Here is an 18,672-nt window from a genome sequence, read left to right on the forward strand (position 1 = left end):
TCAATCTGTCAACTCAGGTATCGAGCCGCAGCTCCACCCCCCAGGGGACCGGCCTCTGGCCATCCCGGGTCAGCACCCACAGGGTCGGGAACTCCATCTCCTGCGGCGCCGCGCCGAAGCCGTCGGTCAGGTAGATGACGGCCGCCGGTCGCGGCTGCATGGTCCGCGCATAGGCAAAGACCGGGCGCAGGTCGGTGAAGCCGCCGCCGTGGTAGACCTCGGCGACGGCGGCGCTGCTGCGAAAGGTTTCGATCTTCTGGATGCGGCTGCCGGCATAGAGAACGGTGATCAGGCTCTCCCGGCCGCGGGCGAGCTGTAGCAGCTCGCGGGCGAAGGCCTCCCGCAGCGGCTGCCGGTCGGTCGAATCGGAGACATCGACCCCGACCAGGAGGTTGAGCCGCTGGCGCTTGCGGATGCCCGGGGTGGTATGCGCGAAGCGCCGATGCTCGCGTTTCCAGGTTGAGCGCCGTCCGACCCGGCCGGCAGTGGCGACGAATTGCCGCAATACCTGGCGCCAGGGGATGATCGGCGGCGCCAGCCACCCGGCCACCAGCTGCCGCACTTCCCCCGGCACCTCGCCCCGGCTTGCCCGCCAGGCCTCCCGCACCAGGCCGCGCACCACCTCCTCGCCGAGCGGTGCCGGGGTGCTGTCCGCCTCGGCCCAGGCGCGGTGGTCGTCGATGGTTTGCGCTGAGGCCAGGGGGTCCGCTAACGGCCGCTCGCCGGCCGCATCCGCCTGTTGGTAGCTGCCGGCGTCGCGGGCGGCATTGCCGTACCCCTCCCCGTCCAGGTTGCCGCTATCGTAGGGGCGGGTCACCAGCCGGTAATATTCCTCGGCCGCCAGCCTTGCCGGCAACCCCAGCCGTTCGGGGGTGATCGCCGCAAGGGGGAGGTTGGCGATGCCGGGGTTGATCGCCAGGTCGCAGGCGATGTCCCAGCTCTGGCTGTGACGCTCCTTGCGGCGCAGCGGATGCAGGTGCAGGACATGCTTGAGGACATGTTCGAGAAGCGCCTGCTGCTCTGGCGCGCTATAGCCGGCGAAGGCGGGCGGACAGACCGCGAGGGTCGGGACGCCGCCGCGGATCGTCACCCCCAGCGCCTGCGGTCCCGGCCCGAGTTCGCGCCGGAAGGGGAGCAGGAAGTGGCCGTAGAAGGGACGCTCCTTGAGCAGCCGCACGATGGCGCTGCGCACCCCTTCCAGTCCCGTTACCGCCTCACTGCTCATCGCTCATGGCTCGGTTGTCAGCATTCGCCACTGATCGCTGCGATCGCCTCGAAGACCACCGCATCGTACTTGTCCTGGGTAATTGCCGCCGCCACTGCCGGGATTCGCGCCAGCGATTTCACCAGCCCGAAGCGCTGGTCACGGGGGAGGACGGCAATATAGGCGACCAGGTTGGCCTCGCGCGCGGCGGTCAGTTCCAGCCCGCCGTCGAGGGTGACGACCACATCGCTCTGCGTCACCGCCTGCAGATCGTCGCGCTGGGCCGCCACCCGGGCGGCCACTTCGGGCCAGCTGTCGAGCACTTCGAGCGCCGTTACCGGGCGTTCACGCTGTTCGTGACACCAGCGCAGGAAGATGACCGCCGCTTCCTTGCCGACGATACCGGCATAGACCTCCATCTCCAGTTCCGCCGGGAAGCGACAGGAGCGCCGCAGGATACTGACCATCTCCCAGGCGCGTTCGGTCGGTTCGACCGGCAGTTCGAAGGGCTGGTCCTGCCGGGCCAGCAGATGGGTGTTGGCACCGAGGAACTGGCAGACCTCCGTGTCGAGCCGCCGTTCCCGGGCATAGCGCGCCCAGCAGGCGTAGTCGCTCTCGACCTGGAGGATGACCATGCGGTCGAGAAGCGCCCGATCGAGGGTCGCGACCTGGTAGCTGCCGTCCGGGGGATTGATGGAGACCACCACCTTGTGACGGGGATGCAGGGTGTGGGTGTGCAGGGCGCGGCGCTCTCCTTCGACCGGCGGCTCGACAAACTGGAAGATCGCCTGCAGGGTATCCTCCTGCTGGGCACGATTCAGCTCGTCGCAGTGCACCACCGTTTCGGCAGCGTCGTCGGCCGGCCACCAGGAGGGGCGCGACCAGCGCATCGTTTCCCCATCTCGAAAGGGGATACCGACCAGGTCGCCGACCTCCATCTGGCCAAGGCGCAACGGTACGTAACGGCGCCCCATCTCCCGGCAGACCTGGATTACGCCAGCGGTTTTGCCGACGCCGCGGTGGCCGACGATGCAGGGGGTGAGATCGGTCTTGGTGAGGATTTCGGCCAGCACCAGCTTCATCTGTTCGACGTTCATTGCTGAAAATTCATCCTGTTCGGGAATTGATATCGTTTTCGGTCAGGAATCAAACGATAGCGCAAATCGGCAGCGAGGTCCAGACCCTTTCGTGTGCGCAGCTGTTCGTGTGCGCAGCTTGCCTCGGCGACCGATCCGTGCGAGGATGAATCTCCCTTCTACGGAGGCGACGATGTTCGGTTTGGGACTGACGGAAATGATCCTCATCGGCGGGCTGCTTCTGCTCCTCCTCGGCCCCGCCACCAGCCGGCGTCTCCTTGCCCGGGCCCGCAGCCTCTGGTCCGATTACACCCGGCTGCGCAGCGCCGCGCGCAACCCCCTCGATCACCTGCTCAAGCCGAAGGACGATCCGCCCCGCTGAGCCTGCCTTCCTCCTCCCCGCAGAAAAGAAGCCCCTGACGATTGTCAGGGGCTTTACAGCATAGCACGGCAAACAAAGGTTGAGAGTCTCTCGCTCCGGGTCAATCGGGAGGGAAGACCTGGATCCGCTGATTCCCATGGTCGACGACATGGAGAGTGGCAGCGTCCGCGAGGTGCAACAACGTCTGGTGGCTACTGAAACCAAGAGCCAGACCGGGAGCCAGGGAATTCCGACACTGGGCCATGAAGAGCTCCAGACATTGACGGACTGTTGACAGGAAGAGTGGGATTTTAAAAAGAGAGTAGCAGAGAGGGAATAAAGAAGAATCACCCATTTGAGTGATTCTTCGCATTAGCCCCAAAAAAAATTATCTTTGTTGCCGCCGAAACCGGCAACAGATTGGTGCCTCACGCACCAGGTTACGGAGCAATACCCGGTTGCGGGGTGCCACTTGGCGACAGGCTAGAACTCCTCCCCCGTCCACATCTCCGGCACAAAGTGCAGCGCCCGGTTGCGGCCGGTCTCCTTCGCTTTGTAGAGAGCAACGTCGGCGTATTTGATCGCCTGCCAGAAGGCCTCGCTGTCACCGGGGAATTCGCTGACGCCGAGGCTGATGGTCTTCTTCAGCGGCCCGTCCGGCGTCGAGAACTTGATCGCCTCCATGTTCTGGCGGATCTTCTCGGCCACGGTCAGCGCCTCGCCGGGGTGGATGTCGACCACCAGCACCAGGAACTCCTCGCCGCCGAAGCGGATGACGATGTCCGCCTCGCGTACGCTCTTGCGGATGATCGACGCGGTCTCCTTGAGGATCTGGTCGCCGACATCATGACCGAACTTGTCGTTGACCTGCTTGAAGTAGTCGATGTCGCACATCACCAGGCCGAGGGTGCGTTTGCGCCGCTGCAGACCAGCGATGATCGGCCCGGCGTGGTCCTGCAGGAAGCGCCGGTTGTAGAGCCCGGTCATCGGGTCCTTGAGCGCCGAGTCGCGCAGGGTATTCATCAGCCGCTTCGCCTCGATCACCGACAGCGCCTGGTTGACGTAGGTCTCCGCTTTGAAGATGCGGGCGTCATCGTGGGCATCGACCTTGCCAGTGCTGTCCGGGCGGAAAAGAAACTGCACCACGCCGCCGGTGCGGCCGCCGATGATCATCGGGATACAGACGTGTTCGAGGCCGGTCTCCTGCTTGAACATCTTGCAGACCCCCGGGTAGTTGAGGGAGGAGATCGAATGGCCGGTCTTGCGCGCCCGACAGAGCTCGCAGTTGGCGAGGATATCAGGGTTGCAGGCGAGATCCTTGTTGGCGACGATCGCCGGATAGACCGGCTGCATCTCGCGGTGATTGTCCTTGACCTCGTAAATGACGAACTCCTCGATCCCGCACTCCTTGCCGAAGGCGTCCCCGAGGCGCGAGTAGACGTCTTCCAGGGTCGAGTCCTCCTCGATCACCTTCTTGAACATGGTCATGCCGTAGACCGTCTCCATCAGCTCGTTGAACTCGGAGGAGAGCTGGCCGATCTCGTCCCGTGAGCTGATCTTGATCTTGTTGGTCAGGTCGACGTCACCGGTGCCGAGACTGTGAATCTGGTCGATGATCGAGCGGATCGGCCGGGCGAATGCCCCGGCGATCCAGACGGTGAAGAGGGCGAGCAGCAGCACGGCGATGCCGAGAACACCGGCAATGACCAGCGAGGTCTGGCGGATAGTCTGGCCGATGGTGCGGGCGTAACCGGAATAGAGATCCGAAAGCTGGGCGGAATAGTCGACGGCGAGGTTGTTGGCGGCGTAGAGCTCTTCCTGCAGCTGGTCGTGGGTCTTGGCCAGGGTCTCGGGAACGCCGCTCCCCTTTTTCAGCAGTTCGAGCTTGGAGGAGAAGAATGCCTGGTTTGCCTCGTCGATGGCACCGAGCTGGCTGGTCAACTGCTTGAGGAATTCGACTCCGGCCGGATCGTTGCGAACCGAGCTGGTGCGGACCGTTTCCAGCAGCTTGCCGGTATCGTGGGAATAGTCGTTGACCTCGCCCCCCAGGGCGAGGGCGGAGATGAAGCTGCGGATATCGAGGAGGCGCTTGTGGGAGAGATCGGCGGCGCGGACCGCCGCTTCGACGTCACGGGCCTTGAGGGCGCCGGAGGCATCGATGGAGAGGGCCTGCAGATTGCGAATGATCTTCTGCACCACCCGGTCCTGGGGAATCACTTCGTTGATGACCCGGTTATAGCTGCCGTTGATGCTGTACATGGCAACAAAAGATAGCACCGCCATCGCCAGGAACCAGAAGAGAACTCCGACCGAGTAGAGGGTGAATTTTTTCCGGATCGGCAGGTCGACGAAGGTGATGAAGCGGATAAACCGCTTCACGGGGTGGAGAACCCGTAAATCGAGCATGAGAAACCCCTTTCGGCTGACGTTCTGTCGAAAAGGATTAGCAATTGTCGTGCCCTGCTCGTCGCGAGGGTCGCGTGTTCTCGAGTGTCTTTAATTTCCCGGGGGGAAACTTGCCGGCGGACCCAGCGATTCCGGGAGCGCGCCCGACCGGGGGACGTGATTCCGGCAAAAGGCCGGTCCAGGAGGAGAATGTGGTCTTTTGGATTCCTGTTCCAAAGCACGATCGCCCCGGCAGGTGGCCGGGGCGATCGCTTCGCAACAGGTAGCCGGAGGTACCTAGATGAGGGCACGGGTGGCGGCAAGCGCGGCCTGATAATCGGGTTCGGCAGTGACTTCCTTGACGATCTCCCGGTAGGCAAGCTTGCCGTCTTTGCCGATCACGAAAACAGCCCGGGCGAGAAGTTTAAGCTCCTTGATCAGAACTCCGAAGTTGAGGCCAAAGGAGCGGTCCTGGTAATCGGAGAGGGTCTGGACCTTCTCGATCCCGGCATTGCCGCACCAGCGTTTCTGGGCGAAGGGGAGATCGAGGCTGACGGTGTAGACAACGACCGACCCCGGAAGTTTGGCCGCCTCCTCGTTGAACTTGCGGGTCATGGTGTCGCAAACCGGCGTGTCGAGGGACGGCACGACGGTGATCAGCTGCACCTTCCCCTTGGCGCTGTCGCGGGTGACCGGTTGCAGCCCGTTGTCCACCACCCGGAAATCGGGGGCGGCGTCGCCGACCTTGACATCGGGGCCGAGCAAGGTCATGGGGTTGCCTTTGAAGGTGATGACACCGGTACGTTCCTGGCTCATGGGTAAATCCTCCTGGGATAGATTCGTGAAACGGTCATAATTTTACCTTGATACCTCGACCTGTCAACACTACCAGGATTCGTTGGAGTGGGTAAATCCGTGGCAGGTGAAATTGTTGCAGGTCCCCGTCCTCGATATCGCCCCCGGCGTGTAGGTCCCGGTCCCCGGAAGCTTGATGGTCAGCTTCGCTTCGGTCATGGCGGTCGTCGCCAGATCATTGAAGTGGATGCCAGCCGAGTTGGTCAGCTTGGTCGGATCGTGACACTCGGTGCAAAGGGCAAAATTGGTATGGCTGGTGTTCCGGTTATGCCGTCCAGAGTCATAGCTGTTGTACTGGCTGGTGCCGGAGGCGTGGCAGCTGAGACAAAGGGCATTGCCGGTCAGGGTGGCGAGGCTCCCCGTCGCCCAGTCGAGGGTCGTCTTGCCGCCGTGGCAGCTGACGTTGCTGCAGGTGCCGGTCGAGGGATCGGTCCCATTGGGTGTGAAGACGGGACTGCCGCCGGTCTGCGCCATGTAGCCCCCGGCAACGGCCGGAATCGCCACATCGGCCGGTTCCATCATATCAAAATGTGCCAGGGTCCCGTAACCGACACCATTATGGCAGACAGCGCAGCTGCCGGTGACACCGGTCAAGGCATTGTGCGACGTGTGCGCGCCGGCCCGGTTGGGGCGAACGTTCCCGGCCACACCGGCGCTGGAAGGGGGCGTCGCGTGGCAGGAAACACAGCCGCTCGAGTTGACCACCGGGTCGGCAACATGGCAGACCCCGGCGGAACAGGAGGGACCGGTTCCCGCCGGCAGCCCTTCGAGGTTCGCTCCGTGGCAGAGGGCGCAGGCAGTCGAATAGAGCGCGTTGGGCACGTTGCGGTGGGTATAACTGCCATCGTACCAGTCGACGCTTTCATTCGGCGGCGACATGATAGAAGAGACCGAGGGATGGGCCGTGCCGGTGTTGTGACAACCCTCGCAACCGTTGCCGCCCTGGCTGAAGATACCGATATTGAATTGCGGATTGCTGCCGGCGCCGCCGGCCTCTCCGTGGCAGGGCTGACAGTCGAGCATGCCATTGGGGAAGATGGAAGAGTTAAGGCCCTTGGCGTCCGGACCGTGGTTGCTTCCCAGCAGGTAACTGCCGTCAAGGGCATGGGGAGCGCCGCCGGTGGCACTCCAGGAGCGGGTGCTACCGCTATGGCAGCCGGCGATATTGGTGGTGCAGGTTGGCGGCGTCACCGTGGTGTCGTAACCGAGGCCGGCAACCAGGGTTGCCGCCGGGGTCCCCTCGAAGGCCGCGGTGTCGAGGTTAGCGAAATGGTCAACGGCCAGGGCCGTGGCGTCGTGGCAGGCGCTGCAGGTCGGGCTGTAGCCGGCGGTGTCCGCCCGGCCGCCGGTACCGGCATGGGTAATATGGCGACCGGAGTAATAGCTGTTGTTCTCCGGCGCCTGTGCCGCCGTCCCCTGCTCGTGGCAGGAGGTGCAATCCTGATCGACAATCAGAGAACCGGTCAGCCAGTCGGGGCTGGTCTGTCCGCCGTGGCAGCTGACGTTGGTACAGCTGCCGGTGGCCGGGTTGGCGCCGTCCGGCGTGAAAGCGGCCGCACCGGCTTTGGCACTGTAGGTTGCCACGAAGGCGACATTGGCGGGGGCAGTGGCGTCGTAGTGACTGAGAGTATCACTCCCGGCGCCATTATGACAGGCCGAGCAGTTGCCGGTTGCGGTGGTCAGCGCATCGTGGGCGAGGTGGCCGCCGGCCCGGTTGGGGCGGGCATTGCCGGCCGGGGCCAACCCGTCGGGGGGCGTATTGTGACAGGAGTCACAGCTGCCGGAGACGTTATTGGGCGCCGTGGCCGTGTGGCAACTGCCACAGTCGGGCTGGATCAGACCGCCGCTCTGGGCATGGCAGGCACTGCAATCGGGGGTTCCGGCAATGCTCGCCTGGACATGGCTGCTGGCAACCGTACCGCTTGGCAGCAACCAGCTCGGGCTGAGCGAATGGGTAGCGCCCGGGCCGCCAGAACCATGGCAACCGGTGGTGAGGCCGTTGGCGTTGGTGTGATTGGCGTCAAAACAGCTCGGCGCCGCCGCGATCGGGCCAATCCCGGGAGCGGTGGTGCTGTGGCAGAGCTGGCACCCCGGGGTATTCAGCCCCCGGTGGGAGGAGGCATAGTTATTGTCCTGGGCGTCGTTGCCGGCGCCGGCGTCATTGCCTCCCTGCCAGTTGGTCGGGTGGGCCTGGGCAGCGCTATGACAGCCAGAGCAGTTGCCGGACGGATTGTTGAGAATCAGCGCATCGGCGACGAAGCCGCCGTCGAAGATATTGTCAGGCCGGCCGTGGCAGTTGCGGCAATAGAGCTGCTTGCTCTTGGCCAGGGGGCCGTGGTTGGCCGGGTCGGTAAAGGGAGCGACGTGATTGCCCGGTGCCGGCGGATCGACTCCCGGGTGGCAGGCAACGCTGCCGAGGGTAGCGCGCAGGCAGCTCGGCCCGCCAGCGCCCCCCTGCAGGGTCGCACCATGGCAGGCCGCCGCAGCGCAGCCGGTCCAGCTGTAGCTGTCGGCAAATCCCTGATGGTCGGTCACCACGTTAGTCCACGCGAGTGGATGCAGGGCAAAGGGCGGTCCGGCAAGGTGACAGTCGTAACAGGAGATCCCGATCCTCCCCCCCTGAAAGTCCAGGCCGTGGCAGAGGGTACAGGAGGCAAGGTCCGTCTTTGCCTCGGCACCATGAAGGGCCGCCCAGTTCTGGGGGTGGACCGGGCCGGGCCGGGGCCCATCGGAATTGCCGCTGGAGCAACCCCCCAGCAGTGCAAGCAACAGCAGCAGGGGGAACAGACGGAATCGGGTGTTCAGCATACGCGTCTCCTTGCTCGATCAGCCGTGACAGGGGGCACAGGTACGGGCCGCCTTGGGGTTGCCGTGACAGCGGTAGCAGGAGGTCGGGTCGAGCCGGCCGTCCATCTTGTGCCGGGTCAGGTAATCGCCCCGGTGCGGCATGCGCCGGTAGGTATCGCTCTGGTCCTTGACAGAAGGTTTCAGCTCGATGCCAGTGGCATGGCAACTGTTGCAAAAACTCTGCTGGTGACACATGGCACAGACCTGGGCGCTGCGACCGGCCACACTGCGATGGCTTTCGGTAAAGAAGGTCGTGTGATTGAAATCGACGTAGGCGACATGGTCATCGCGCGAATCGTGGCAATCGGTGCACATCGGCCGGTTGCTGCCGAGCTCCGCCTCCGGTGGGTGCTGGGTGGGGAAGACATACCCCCGCTCCAGCCCGGCGCAAGCATAGAGAAGGGTGAGAGGGAGAATCAAGACGGCGAGGACAAAGAAGAGTCGCTTAGGCATATATCTGCTCCTGAAGGAAGTCGAGGTACCTTGTCCGCTTAGCGGCCGAATCGGTAACTGGCCACCAGCATCCCTCGCCAGTCGCTGTCGAAGTTGGGATCGGAACTGTAATCAGCGGAGAGTTTCAGCTCCAGGTGGTCATCGAGAAAACGGTGACCGGCGCCGAGGGAGGCGAAGAAAGAGCCGTCCTGGCCGTAGACCGGCTTGTCGTAGGAGGCATAGAGGAGATCGCCGCTGACAAAGGTGTGCGGCAGATCGATTGGCTTGTCCCAGTAGAAAAAGAGCCTGCCGAGCAGATAGTTGTTGCTGGCGGCATCCCCCTGGCTGGTGCCGATTTCCCCCCCCGCCTGGGTCAGCTCCGCGCCATGCCAGGTGAGGATGGCCGCGTAATAGGCGGCCGAATCGTTGTTGACATCGTAGTTGAAGAACTTGACCTTGGCGCCGACCTCCCAGCTGCCGAGCCCGGTCCAGAGGAGGTCGGTGCCGTAGGCGGTGAGCGCCTCGTTACCCTGGCTCAGGATATAGAAGGGGTTGGGGGTCTCTTCCCCGGCGGCAAAATAATCACGATAATTGTAACTCTCGAAAAAGGGGCGGAAGTGAAAATCGCCCAGCGAAAAACGCACCTCGTAGAAGTTTTCCCCCCAGCCATCGCTCTCCAGGTTGTAGCTGGACTTGCCGGAGAGGCTGATACCGGCAGGGAGCGCAAGGGCCAGATCGATCCCGACCTGCTGATCCTCGGTGACGCTGTCATTGGCAACCTGCTGGTAGGAAACGCCGACTTCGTAGCGGGTGCCGAAGTGATGGGCGAGCCGACCACCGTAGATGCTGTCCCCGCTACGGCCGGCGGCCGTATCGAGAGCGACCGGCAGCCCGCCGTAGGCGGAGAGCGTAAAATAGGGACCGAGATCGGTCCGCAGGGAGAGCCCGTCAATACTGTCGTTCGCCAAGCCGGCGATCACGTACTGGCGGCCAAGGCGTAGGTTGAAATTGCTGAACGGCCGGGTGTATTCGAGGTAACCGTAGAGGAGTTCGCCACTCGGATCATCACTGTAATAATCGCCGTTGCCGAGATCGGCCCGCCCCCAGCCGTAAAGGTGGAGCGAAAGCCCGCGGGCGTTGAGATTGCCGGCATCCGCCTGCAGGTATTCGTAAATCGGCAGCACCGCGGCATCCCTGGTCGTCAGCGTATCCCGCTGCATGAATCGGAACAGGGTCTCCGATTGCAGCGAAATTTCTGCCGCCCCGACCCATCCCGGCCCGAGGAGCAGCAGACAACCGACAATGAAGATTACCCGTGAACGGCGTAGCACTGTCCTGCATGCGTTATCCATGTCTCCTCCTTGGCGGTACCTGTTAAAAAACGACACCGGCAGTAGTCCAGCACTTCCGGCGCGTCCTTCGTATATACCAGAGACGGACTTTAATACAACTTTATATAACCGAATTGGTCATTTTTCTGGAACGGAATTTCAATCGAGCGGCGGTAGAGTCTTCAGGTCTTTCGGGAGGTTCTCTGATTACAACGGGTTACCCTGCGGGCGGGAGTACCGAACTCCCCAGGGTCCACTACACAATACCCCCTTTACCCTCTGGCGAAGAGGGGAATAAATCGATCTGTTCAATTATCAAACAGGAGTTGTTACTGGCAACAGGGTGATAAGCGCAACATCTGCTGCGAACCAGCACAGGGGCTGGCTGTGTGGATAGGCGCCGGCCTCCGTTAGCCACAGACGCCGCAACGGCGGCAGCCCGCCTGACAACGCGGCGAAAGCTGTTCGGTCAGACCACGCTGGTACTCGGCCCAGAGATAGTCCCGCCGGACGCCACTATCGAGAACTTCCCAGGGAAAAGTCTCTCCGGCAGCGCGTTGTCGGTGCACGAACCAGGACGGCTCGAACCCGGCAGCGGCACAGGCAGCCCGCAGAGGACGCCCGGACGCCAAGGCGGGCAGGATGCGTCCGACCCGGCGATCGCCGCGGGAGAGGAGCGCCTGCAGGGTCGCGGCGCGCAGCGACTCGGAGTGCAGCTCGACGTTGCCGAGCCGGGCGATGCCGCGGCGCAGCTGGCCGAGGCGGGCCTTGAGAATGGCATCGGCGGGCATCGCGGCCCACTGGAACGGGGTGAAGGGCTTGGGAATAAAGGGATTCACCGAGAGGGTAATCTGCCCGAGCCGGCCGCGCCGCTTCCCTTCGACCAGCCAGACCTCCCGCACCCGGCCCACCAGGGCGAGGAGTTCCTCGATGTCGCTCTCCTCCTCACCGGGAAGGCCGATGAGAAAATAGAGCTTGAGATTGGGAATGCCGGCGGCGGCCAGGCGCTGAACTGCGGCGAGAATCTGCTCCTCGTCGAGATTCTTGTTGATCAGGTCTCGCAGGCGCTGGCTCCCCGCTTCCGGGGCGAGGGCCACGGTGCGGTGCCCGGAGGCGGCGAGCGCAGCGACCTCTTTCTCGCTCAAGGCATCGATGCGCAGGCTGGCGACCGAGACCTTGCCGCCGGCGGCGAGGATCGACTCCTCCAGTTCGACGATCTGCGGGTAGTCGGAAACCGCGGCACCGACCAGCCCCTGCTTGGGGTGATGACAGAGCCCTTCGCCCACCTGGCGCTGCAGATTCTCCAGGCTGCGCTCCCGCGGCGGCAGGAAGAGAAAGCCGGCGGCGCAGAAGCGACACCCCCGCGAGCACCCCCGGGAGATCTCGGTCAGGGCCATGTCGCCGAGCTCAGTCTCCGGCGTCAGGACGAAGGAGCGGGTATCACTGGCATCGAGGTCAGCCTGCCAGCGCCGCGCGACCCGCGCCGGGGCCGGCGGCGCGACCTCGACATCGGTGATGAAACCATCCGCCGCCTGACGCACCGTATAAAAGGATGGCAGGTAGAGTCCCGGCACCTCGGCCAGGCGGTCCAGCAACCCGTCCCGCGGTCCGGCGGCGAGCAGGACCGCCAGAAGGTCGGGCAACAACGGCTCGGCCTCGCCGATGGCAAACAGGTCCATGACCTCGGCCAGCGGCTCCGGGTTGAGAAAGGCACAGACCCCGCCGCAGAGGATCAGGGGATAACGGTCGCCGCGCTCCTCCCGCCAGAAAGGGATACGGGCCAGCTCGAACAGGAGCGGCAGGTTGAGGTAGTCATTCTCGAAGGAGATCGAGAAGGCGACCAGGTCGAAATCGGCCAGGGGGCGCCTCGATTCGAGAGAGAAGAGCGGGTAACCGGTTTTCCGGTGTTCGGCGAGGTCGTCGGTATCGGGGAGGAAGAAGCGCTCGCAGAGGGTATCGTCCCGGCTGTTGAGGAGCTGATAGACGGTCAGAAAACCGAGATTGCTCATTGCCTGGTGATAGGTGTTGGGATAGACCAGCGCCACGCTGAGCCGTCCCCCCCAGGGGTTGGCGTGGCAACCGCTCTCCGCCTCCAGGCGGCGGCGTGCCTTGTCGAGCAATTTTCGCGACATCCGATTCCATTACCGGCAACAGGGGGAATATCTCATGGAGCTGAGGCAAGACTCGTTTCCGATTCGGAAACCACGCCGTGCCCAGCTGGGTTTCCCGATGGACACAAGACTACACCAACTGGACCCTTGCTGCCAAACAGGTACGCCTGGCGCACAAAAAAAGGGCCGCCAGGGGCGGCCCGGTTGACGAGGGAGTCGTCAGGCATTGCAGCGTGGAACAGATACGCCCCCGTGGCATGCCGGGCGGAGAACCGGCACAGGACGGCGTTCTGGCGAAAAAAACCAAGCGATCAGCGGTCAGCGGTCAGCGATTAATCGACCCGCTTGCGCAGGAAGGTCGGAATATCGTACTGATCCTCGTCGCCAGCCACGGTGCCGAGGCTGCGCGGCGCACTCTTCTGCCGCTCGCGGATGAAGGTCGGCAGGTCGCGGTCGATCTTGCCCATGGCGACGGCCGCCGCATTCTTCTTCAACTCCTCGGCGTGACGCTTGTCCTTTTCAAAGGAGGCCCCGAAACCGGTGGCGATGGCAGTAATCTTGATGCGCTCGCCGAGGTCTTCGTTGATCACCAGGCCGATGATGATATTGGCGTCCTCGTGCACCTTCTCATGAATGATGCGCGACGCCTCGTCGAACTCCTCCATCGTCATGTTGGAGGATCCGGAGATATTGACCAGCACCCCGCGGGCGCCAGAGATGTCGATATCCTCCAGCAGCGGGCTGCTGATCGCCATGTGCGCCGCTTCCGCGGCCCGCCGGTCGCCTTCGCCGACCCCGATTCCCATCATTGCCATGCCGCGCTCGCTCATGATCGCCCGGACGTCGGCAAAGTCGACGTTGATCAGGCCGTGGGTGGTGATCAGATCCGAGATCCCCTGCACCGCCTGGCGCAGCACGTCGTCGGCCGGCTTGAAGGCATCGAGGATGCTCATGTTCTTGCCGGCGAGGCCGAGGAGACGGTCATTGGGGATGACGATCAGCGAATCGACCACTTCCTTGAGCTGGCTGACCCCCTCTTCCGCCTTCTTCAGGCGCTGCCGCCCTTCGCGCGAGAAGGGCTTGGTGACGACACCAACCGTCAGCGCCCCCGACTCGCGGGCGACCTCGGCGATGATCGGCGCCGCGCCGGTGCCGGTTCCGCCGCCCAGGCCCGCGGCGATGAAGACCATGTCGGCGCCGGCGAGGACGTCGGCAAGCCGGTTGCGGTCTTCCAGGGCCGCCTCCCGGCCGATTTCCGGGTTGGCCCCGGCGCCGAGCCCCTTGGTAAGCTTGGCGCCAAGCTGCAGCTTCATCGGCGAGCGGCTCGTCTTCAGCGCCTGGGCGTCGGTGTTGCAGGTGATGAACTCGACCCCCTCGATCTGGGACACGATCATGGTATTGACCGCGTTGCCGCCACCGCCACCGACCCCGATCACCTTGATCTTGGCTGACTGATCCACATTCTCATCAAATTCGAACATGACTCCCTCCCTTCTCTGGTTACTCCGGACACTCTCCGTAGCGCCGGATTGTTGAACCTTCTCCGCGATTGCCTCTTGTTCCTTGAACTGCGATGGGAATCAGAAAAACTCCCCGAACCATTCTTTCATCCGCCGCACCACCTTGTCGAAGATATTCGCCTCACCGACACTGAAGTTGCGGGTCTGCAGATTGCGGCTGCCGTACTTGACGAGGCCGACGCCGGTAGCGTAGATCGGTGAATTGACAACGTCGGTCAGACCACCGATATCCCGCGGGTTGCCGCGGCGCACCGGCAGGTTGAAGATCTGCTCGGCCAGTTCGGGCATCCCTGGCAGGATCGAAGTCCCGCCGGTGATCACCACTCCCGAGGCGATGACATCCTCGAACCCGCTCTTGACGATCTCCCGGTTGACCAGGGTGAAGATCTCCTCCACCCGCGGCTCGAGAATCTCGGCGAGCAGCTGGCGCGAGAGGATCCGCGCCTCACGGCCACCGACGGAAGGCACCTCGATCGTTTCGTCCTTGCCGACCATCGAGGTGAGGCTGCAGCCGTACTGCTGCTTGATCTTCTCCGCCTCGGCCATCGGCGTGCGCAGACCGACGGCGATGTCGTTGGTGAGATGGTTCCCCCCCAGGGACAGCACGGCGGTGTGCTTGATCGCACCGTCGACAAAGATGGCGATATCGGTGGTGCCTCCGCCGATGTCGATCAGCGCCACGCCGAGTTCCTTCTCGTCCGGCGAGAGGACCGCCTCGCTGGAGGCGAGCTGTTCGAGGACGATGTCGGCGACACCGACGCCGGCGCGCTGGCACGACTTGATGATGTTCTGGGCGCTGGCGACCGCGCCGGTAACGATATGGACCTTCGCTTCGAGGCGCACGCCGCTCATCCCCAACGGCTCCTTGATGCCGTCCTGGTCGTCGATGATGAACTCCTGGGGCAGGATATGGATCACCTCGCGGTCCATCGGGATGGCAATCGCCTTGGCGGCGTCGATCACCCGCCGCACGTCGTCCTTGTTGACCTCGCGGTTCTTGATCGCAATCACCCCCTGCGAATTGAAACCGCGGATGTGGCCGCCGGCAATGCCGGCAAAGACCGACTTGATCTCGCAGCCGGCCATCAGCTCGGCCTCGCGCAGCGCCTTCTGGATCGCCTCGACGGTGCTCTCGATGTTGATGACGACGCCCTTGCGCAGGCCCTTCGACGGGCTGGTGCCGATGCCGACGATGTCGAGCCCCTCGTCGGTCATGTTGCCGACGATTGCGCAGATCTTGGTCGTGCCGATGTCCAGGCCGACAATCAGGTTTTCTCCTCTTCTGCTGCTCATGGTCCTCCCCTTCCCCTCGCTCTCGTGTCCTAGCCGCGGCCGTTACGGAGGGTGTCCACCTTGACGATCACCCGGTCCGTAACGTTCAAGTCGATGTATTTCAGTCCCGTCAGCCGCCCCTGCAGCTCCGGATAGATGCGCTCAAGGCGGTCCAGCTTGCCGCGAAAATCGCGAAACCCCATCCGCACCGGCACCCCGCCCACCAGGGTATGGATACTGAGGCCGTCCTCCCGGTCGAGATGAACCTCCGAGATTTCGTCGAGGGTGAAGACGCGACGGCCGGCCAGCTCGGCGAGCAGGTTCATCGCATCCCTGAGCAGGGCATGCGCCTCACCCGGGTTGTCGAGTAAAAACTTGCGGTCGATGCCGGTCAGGGCCGGGTAATTGAGACGGTCCTCGCCGCTGAGTACCTTGAAAATCTCGCCATTGCCGTCGATATAGTAGAGATAGCCGAGGTTGATGATCGCCTGCGGCTCCCGCTCATGGACTGAAATGACGACCTCGCGCGGAAAGACTCTGCGCACCTCGGCCGTCGCCACCCAGGGATTTTCGGCGATCTTGCGCCCGATCGCTTCCAGGTCGAGGTCAAAGATATTGACCCCGGGGCGGATATCCGAGAGGCCGATCACGTCGTCCTCCAGAAGGCGCTGAAGGTTTTCGACCCGGATCGCGGCGACGGCGAAATAGTCCGAATGAAAGACCGTCCGGCCGGCGAGAAAGGCAGCACCGACCAACAGGATCACCAGCGCCAGCTTGCCGAGGAACAGAGTGACGCCGAGCCCGCGATGGAGCAGCTTCCTCCAGTCGAGAGGCTGTTTTTCCCGCTTCAGGCGGTTGCCCTTGACCCGGGCCGGCTTGTCACTCTTGAAATCCCGCATCGCTATCCTTGCTATCGCCTGACCACTACTTGTTCAACCCGGCATCCTCGAGGATACGCAACACCAGTTCCGGAAAATCGATGCCGGCCTGGCGCGCCGCTTTGGGCAGCAGGCTGGTCTCGGTCATTCCCGGGATGGTGTTGACCTCGAGGCAATAGAATTCGCGCTCGCGCACCATGAAATCGACCCGGGCCGCCCCCCGGCAGCCGAGGACCCGGCAGGCCTGTAGTGCGACCTGCTGCAGGCGGGCGTAGAGGGCCGGCTCCAGCGGCGCCGGCAGCAGGTACTCGGTCTGGCCCGCCGTATACTTGGCCTGGTAGTCGTAAAATCCCCCTTTGGGGACGATCTGGATTACCGGCAGCACCGCTTCACCGAGGACGCTGACGGTCACCTCCGCGCCCGGGATATAGTCCTCGATCAGCAGCAGGTCATCGTGCTCCAGGGCCTCGGCAACCCCGGCCTTCAGTTCGGCGGCATCGTGCACGATGTGAACCCCGATCGTCGACCCCTCCCGGGCCGGCTTGACCACCCGCGGATAGTGCCGGCAGCGCTCGGCCAGGGCCGCCACGTCCTCACCGCGATGGAACACCTCGAAGGCCGGAGTCGGCAATTCATGGTGCAGCAGCAACTTCTTGGTCGTCACCTTGTCCATCGCCACCGCCGAGGCCTGGACGCCGCTGCCGGTATAGGGGATGCCGATCAGTTCGAGCAGGCCCTGAACCGTGCCGTCCTCACCGAAGCGGCCATGCAGGGCGATGAAGGCAACCTCGACGCCAGCTTCCGCCAGCTGCTGCGGCAGATCGCGGCCGGCATCGATCGCTACCGCCCGGTAGCCGGCGGCGACCAGCGCCGCATGGACGGCGCGACCGGTCCGCAACGAGATCTCCCGTTCCGCCGAAAGGCCGCCGAGGAGTACACCGATCGTCTTCTTTTTCAGCTCGTCACGTTGCATAGTATCCTGTTTCCGGACCGCAATTTCAGGTCCCGGCCGGGGAACTCTCCGGCTGCCGCTGTTTCAGCAATTCCGCCAGTTCCGCCCCGACTTGCCAGACGTTGCCGGCCCCGAGGGTAATGACAATATCGCCGGGGCGCACCTGCCCCAGCAAATGGTCGATCACCGCGGCCTGCTCCGCCAGGTAATGGGCGTCCCGATGACCATGGCCGGCGATGCCTGCCGTCAGCGCCCGGGCATCGACACCAGCAATCGGCTCCTCGCCGGCGGCGTAGATATCCATCACCAGCAGGGTGTCTGCCTGGTAAAAAGCGGTGACAAAGTCATCGAACAGCGCCCTGGTGCGGGTGAAGCGATGGGGCTGGAAGACCGCCACCACGCGCCGGTCCCAACCGGAACGGGCCGCCGCCAGGGTCGCCTTGATCTCCGCCGGGTGATGGCCGTAATCGTCGACCACCATGATGCCGCCCGCATTGTAGCGAATCTGGAAACGGCGCCCGACGCCGCCGAAATCGGCGAAGCCCGCCGCGATCTCGGCAAAGGGGAGCTCGAGTTCCATGGCGACCGCCACCGTGGCGAGCGCGTTGAGGACATTGTGCCGCCCCGGCATGCGAAAGGAGATCGACCCGAGACGTTCGCCGCGACAGAGGACGGTGAAGGAAGTCTCTCCTTCCCGGTGCATGATCTCGGTCGCCTGGTAATCGGCCTGGGTCGCCAGGCCATAGCTGATGAAACGCTTCCTGACCTGGGGGATGATGCTCTGGATGTTGGGGTCGTCGAGGCAGAGGACCGCGGCACCGTAAAAAGGGACCTTGTTGATAAAATCGACGAAGGTCGCCTTGATCTCCTCCAGGTCGTGATAATAGTCGAGGTGGTCGAGGTCGATATTGGTGACGATGGCGATGGTTGGCGACAGCTTGAGAAAGGAGCCGTCCGACTCGTCGGCCTCGGCGACCAGGAACTTCCCCTGGCCGAGCTTGGCGTTGGAGCCGAGCAGGTCGAGACGGCCGCCGATCACCGCCGTCGGGTCGAGGCCGCCGTGGGAGAGGACTGTGGCGATCATGCTGGTGGTGGTGGTCTTGCCGTGGGTACCAGCCACCGCGATGCCGTACTTCATACGCATCAGCTCGGCGAGCATTTCGGCCCGCGGAATCACCGGCACCAGCTGGCGATGGGCTTCCTGCACCTCGGGGTTGTCAGCCTTGACCGCCGTCGAGGTGACGACCACGTCGACCTCCCGCAGGTTCTCGGCCCGGTGACCGTAGGCGATTTCTCCTCCCAGCTCGCTCAGCCGGCGGGTGATTTCGCTCTCGCGCAAGTCGGAACCGCTCACCTGGTAGCCGAGGTTGAGCAGCACCTCGGCGATGCCGCTCATGCCGATGCCGCCGATGCCGATGAAATGAATTTTGCGAATCTTGCCGTACATA

General features: G+C 63.7%; 15 protein-coding genes. 1 reads left to right on the forward strand and 14 read right to left on the reverse strand.

The window, feature by feature from the left end; translation table 11 throughout:
- Window positions 1-13: 13 nt before the first annotated feature.
- Both ACYQ8E_RS07665 and ACYQ8E_RS07670 read right to left on the reverse strand, forming a co-directional pair.
- Complete coding sequence (locus tag ACYQ8E_RS07665) at window positions 14-1,225, reverse strand: vWA domain-containing protein (protein WP_066728020.1); 1,212 nt, start codon at window positions 1,223-1,225, stop codon at window positions 14-16.
- Window positions 1,226-1,242: 17 nt separating this feature from the next.
- Window positions 1,243-2,301 carry a hypothetical protein gene (locus tag ACYQ8E_RS07670; RefSeq protein ID WP_066728021.1) on the reverse strand — a complete coding sequence of 353 codons (1,059 nt, stop codon included), beginning with the start codon at window positions 2,299-2,301 and terminating at the stop codon, window positions 1,243-1,245.
- Window positions 2,302-2,473: 172 nt separating this feature from the next.
- On the opposite strand from ACYQ8E_RS07670, the gene ACYQ8E_RS07675 reads away from it, so the two are divergent.
- Window positions 2,474-2,662, forward strand: a complete 189-nt coding sequence (locus ACYQ8E_RS07675; RefSeq protein WP_066728022.1) for a hypothetical protein — start codon at window positions 2,474-2,476, stop codon at window positions 2,660-2,662.
- A 100-nt stretch (window positions 2,663-2,762) separates the two neighbouring features.
- Here ACYQ8E_RS07675 and ACYQ8E_RS07680 read toward each other — a convergent pair whose 3' ends face one another.
- The 12 genes from ACYQ8E_RS07680 to murC all read right to left on the reverse strand — a co-directional run bounded on the left by ACYQ8E_RS07680 (window position 2,763) and on the right by murC (window position 18,671).
- A complete protein-coding gene (locus ACYQ8E_RS07680; RefSeq protein WP_157471899.1) occupies window positions 2,763-2,906 on the reverse strand; it encodes a hypothetical protein in 144 nt (47 codons plus the stop codon).
- 218 nt (window positions 2,907-3,124) lie between these two features.
- The gene (locus ACYQ8E_RS07685; protein ID WP_459860570.1) at window positions 3,125-5,047 is read right to left on the reverse strand and encodes a diguanylate cyclase; all 1,923 of its coding nucleotides are present in this window, start codon (window positions 5,045-5,047) and stop codon (window positions 3,125-3,127) included.
- A 276-nt stretch (window positions 5,048-5,323) separates the two neighbouring features.
- Entirely contained in the window at window positions 5,324-5,842 is a 519-nt protein-coding gene (tpx, locus tag ACYQ8E_RS07690) for a thiol peroxidase (RefSeq protein WP_066728024.1), read from the reverse strand.
- A 69-nt stretch (window positions 5,843-5,911) separates the two neighbouring features.
- Complete coding sequence (locus ACYQ8E_RS07695) at window positions 5,912-8,689, reverse strand: CxxxxCH/CxxCH domain c-type cytochrome (protein WP_066728025.1); 2,778 nt, start codon at window positions 8,687-8,689, stop codon at window positions 5,912-5,914.
- Window positions 8,690-8,707: 18 nt separating this feature from the next.
- Entirely contained in the window at window positions 8,708-9,181 is a 474-nt protein-coding gene (locus ACYQ8E_RS07700; RefSeq protein WP_066728026.1) for a cytochrome C, read from the reverse strand.
- Window positions 9,182-9,219: 38 nt separating this feature from the next.
- Window positions 9,220-10,512, reverse strand: coding sequence for a hypothetical protein (locus ACYQ8E_RS07705; RefSeq protein ID WP_157471900.1), 1,293 nt, complete (start codon window positions 10,510-10,512; stop codon window positions 9,220-9,222).
- Between the two features lie 389 nt (window positions 10,513-10,901).
- Window positions 10,902-12,623, reverse strand: a complete 1,722-nt coding sequence (locus ACYQ8E_RS07710) for a radical SAM protein (protein WP_459860571.1) — start codon at window positions 12,621-12,623, stop codon at window positions 10,902-10,904.
- 311 nt (window positions 12,624-12,934) lie between these two features.
- A complete protein-coding gene (ftsZ, locus tag ACYQ8E_RS07715) occupies window positions 12,935-14,083 on the reverse strand; it encodes a cell division protein FtsZ (RefSeq protein ID WP_066728029.1) in 1,149 nt (382 codons plus the stop codon).
- A 99-nt stretch (window positions 14,084-14,182) separates the two neighbouring features.
- Entirely contained in the window at window positions 14,183-15,415 is a 1,233-nt protein-coding gene (ftsA, locus tag ACYQ8E_RS07720) for a cell division protein FtsA (protein ID WP_066728031.1), read from the reverse strand.
- A 29-nt stretch (window positions 15,416-15,444) separates the two neighbouring features.
- Window positions 15,445-16,293, reverse strand: coding sequence for a cell division protein FtsQ/DivIB (locus ACYQ8E_RS07725; protein WP_066728032.1), 849 nt, complete (start codon window positions 16,291-16,293; stop codon window positions 15,445-15,447).
- A 25-nt stretch (window positions 16,294-16,318) separates the two neighbouring features.
- A complete protein-coding gene (locus ACYQ8E_RS07730) occupies window positions 16,319-17,245 on the reverse strand; it encodes a D-alanine--D-alanine ligase (RefSeq protein WP_066728033.1) in 927 nt (308 codons plus the stop codon).
- Between the two features lie 25 nt (window positions 17,246-17,270).
- Window positions 17,271-18,671, reverse strand: coding sequence for a UDP-N-acetylmuramate--L-alanine ligase (gene murC, locus ACYQ8E_RS07735; protein WP_459860573.1), 1,401 nt, complete (start codon window positions 18,669-18,671; stop codon window positions 17,271-17,273).
- Between the last annotated feature and the right edge of the window lies 1 nt (window position 18,672).

The sequence above is a fragment of the Desulfuromonas carbonis genome, from assembly GCF_054658035.1.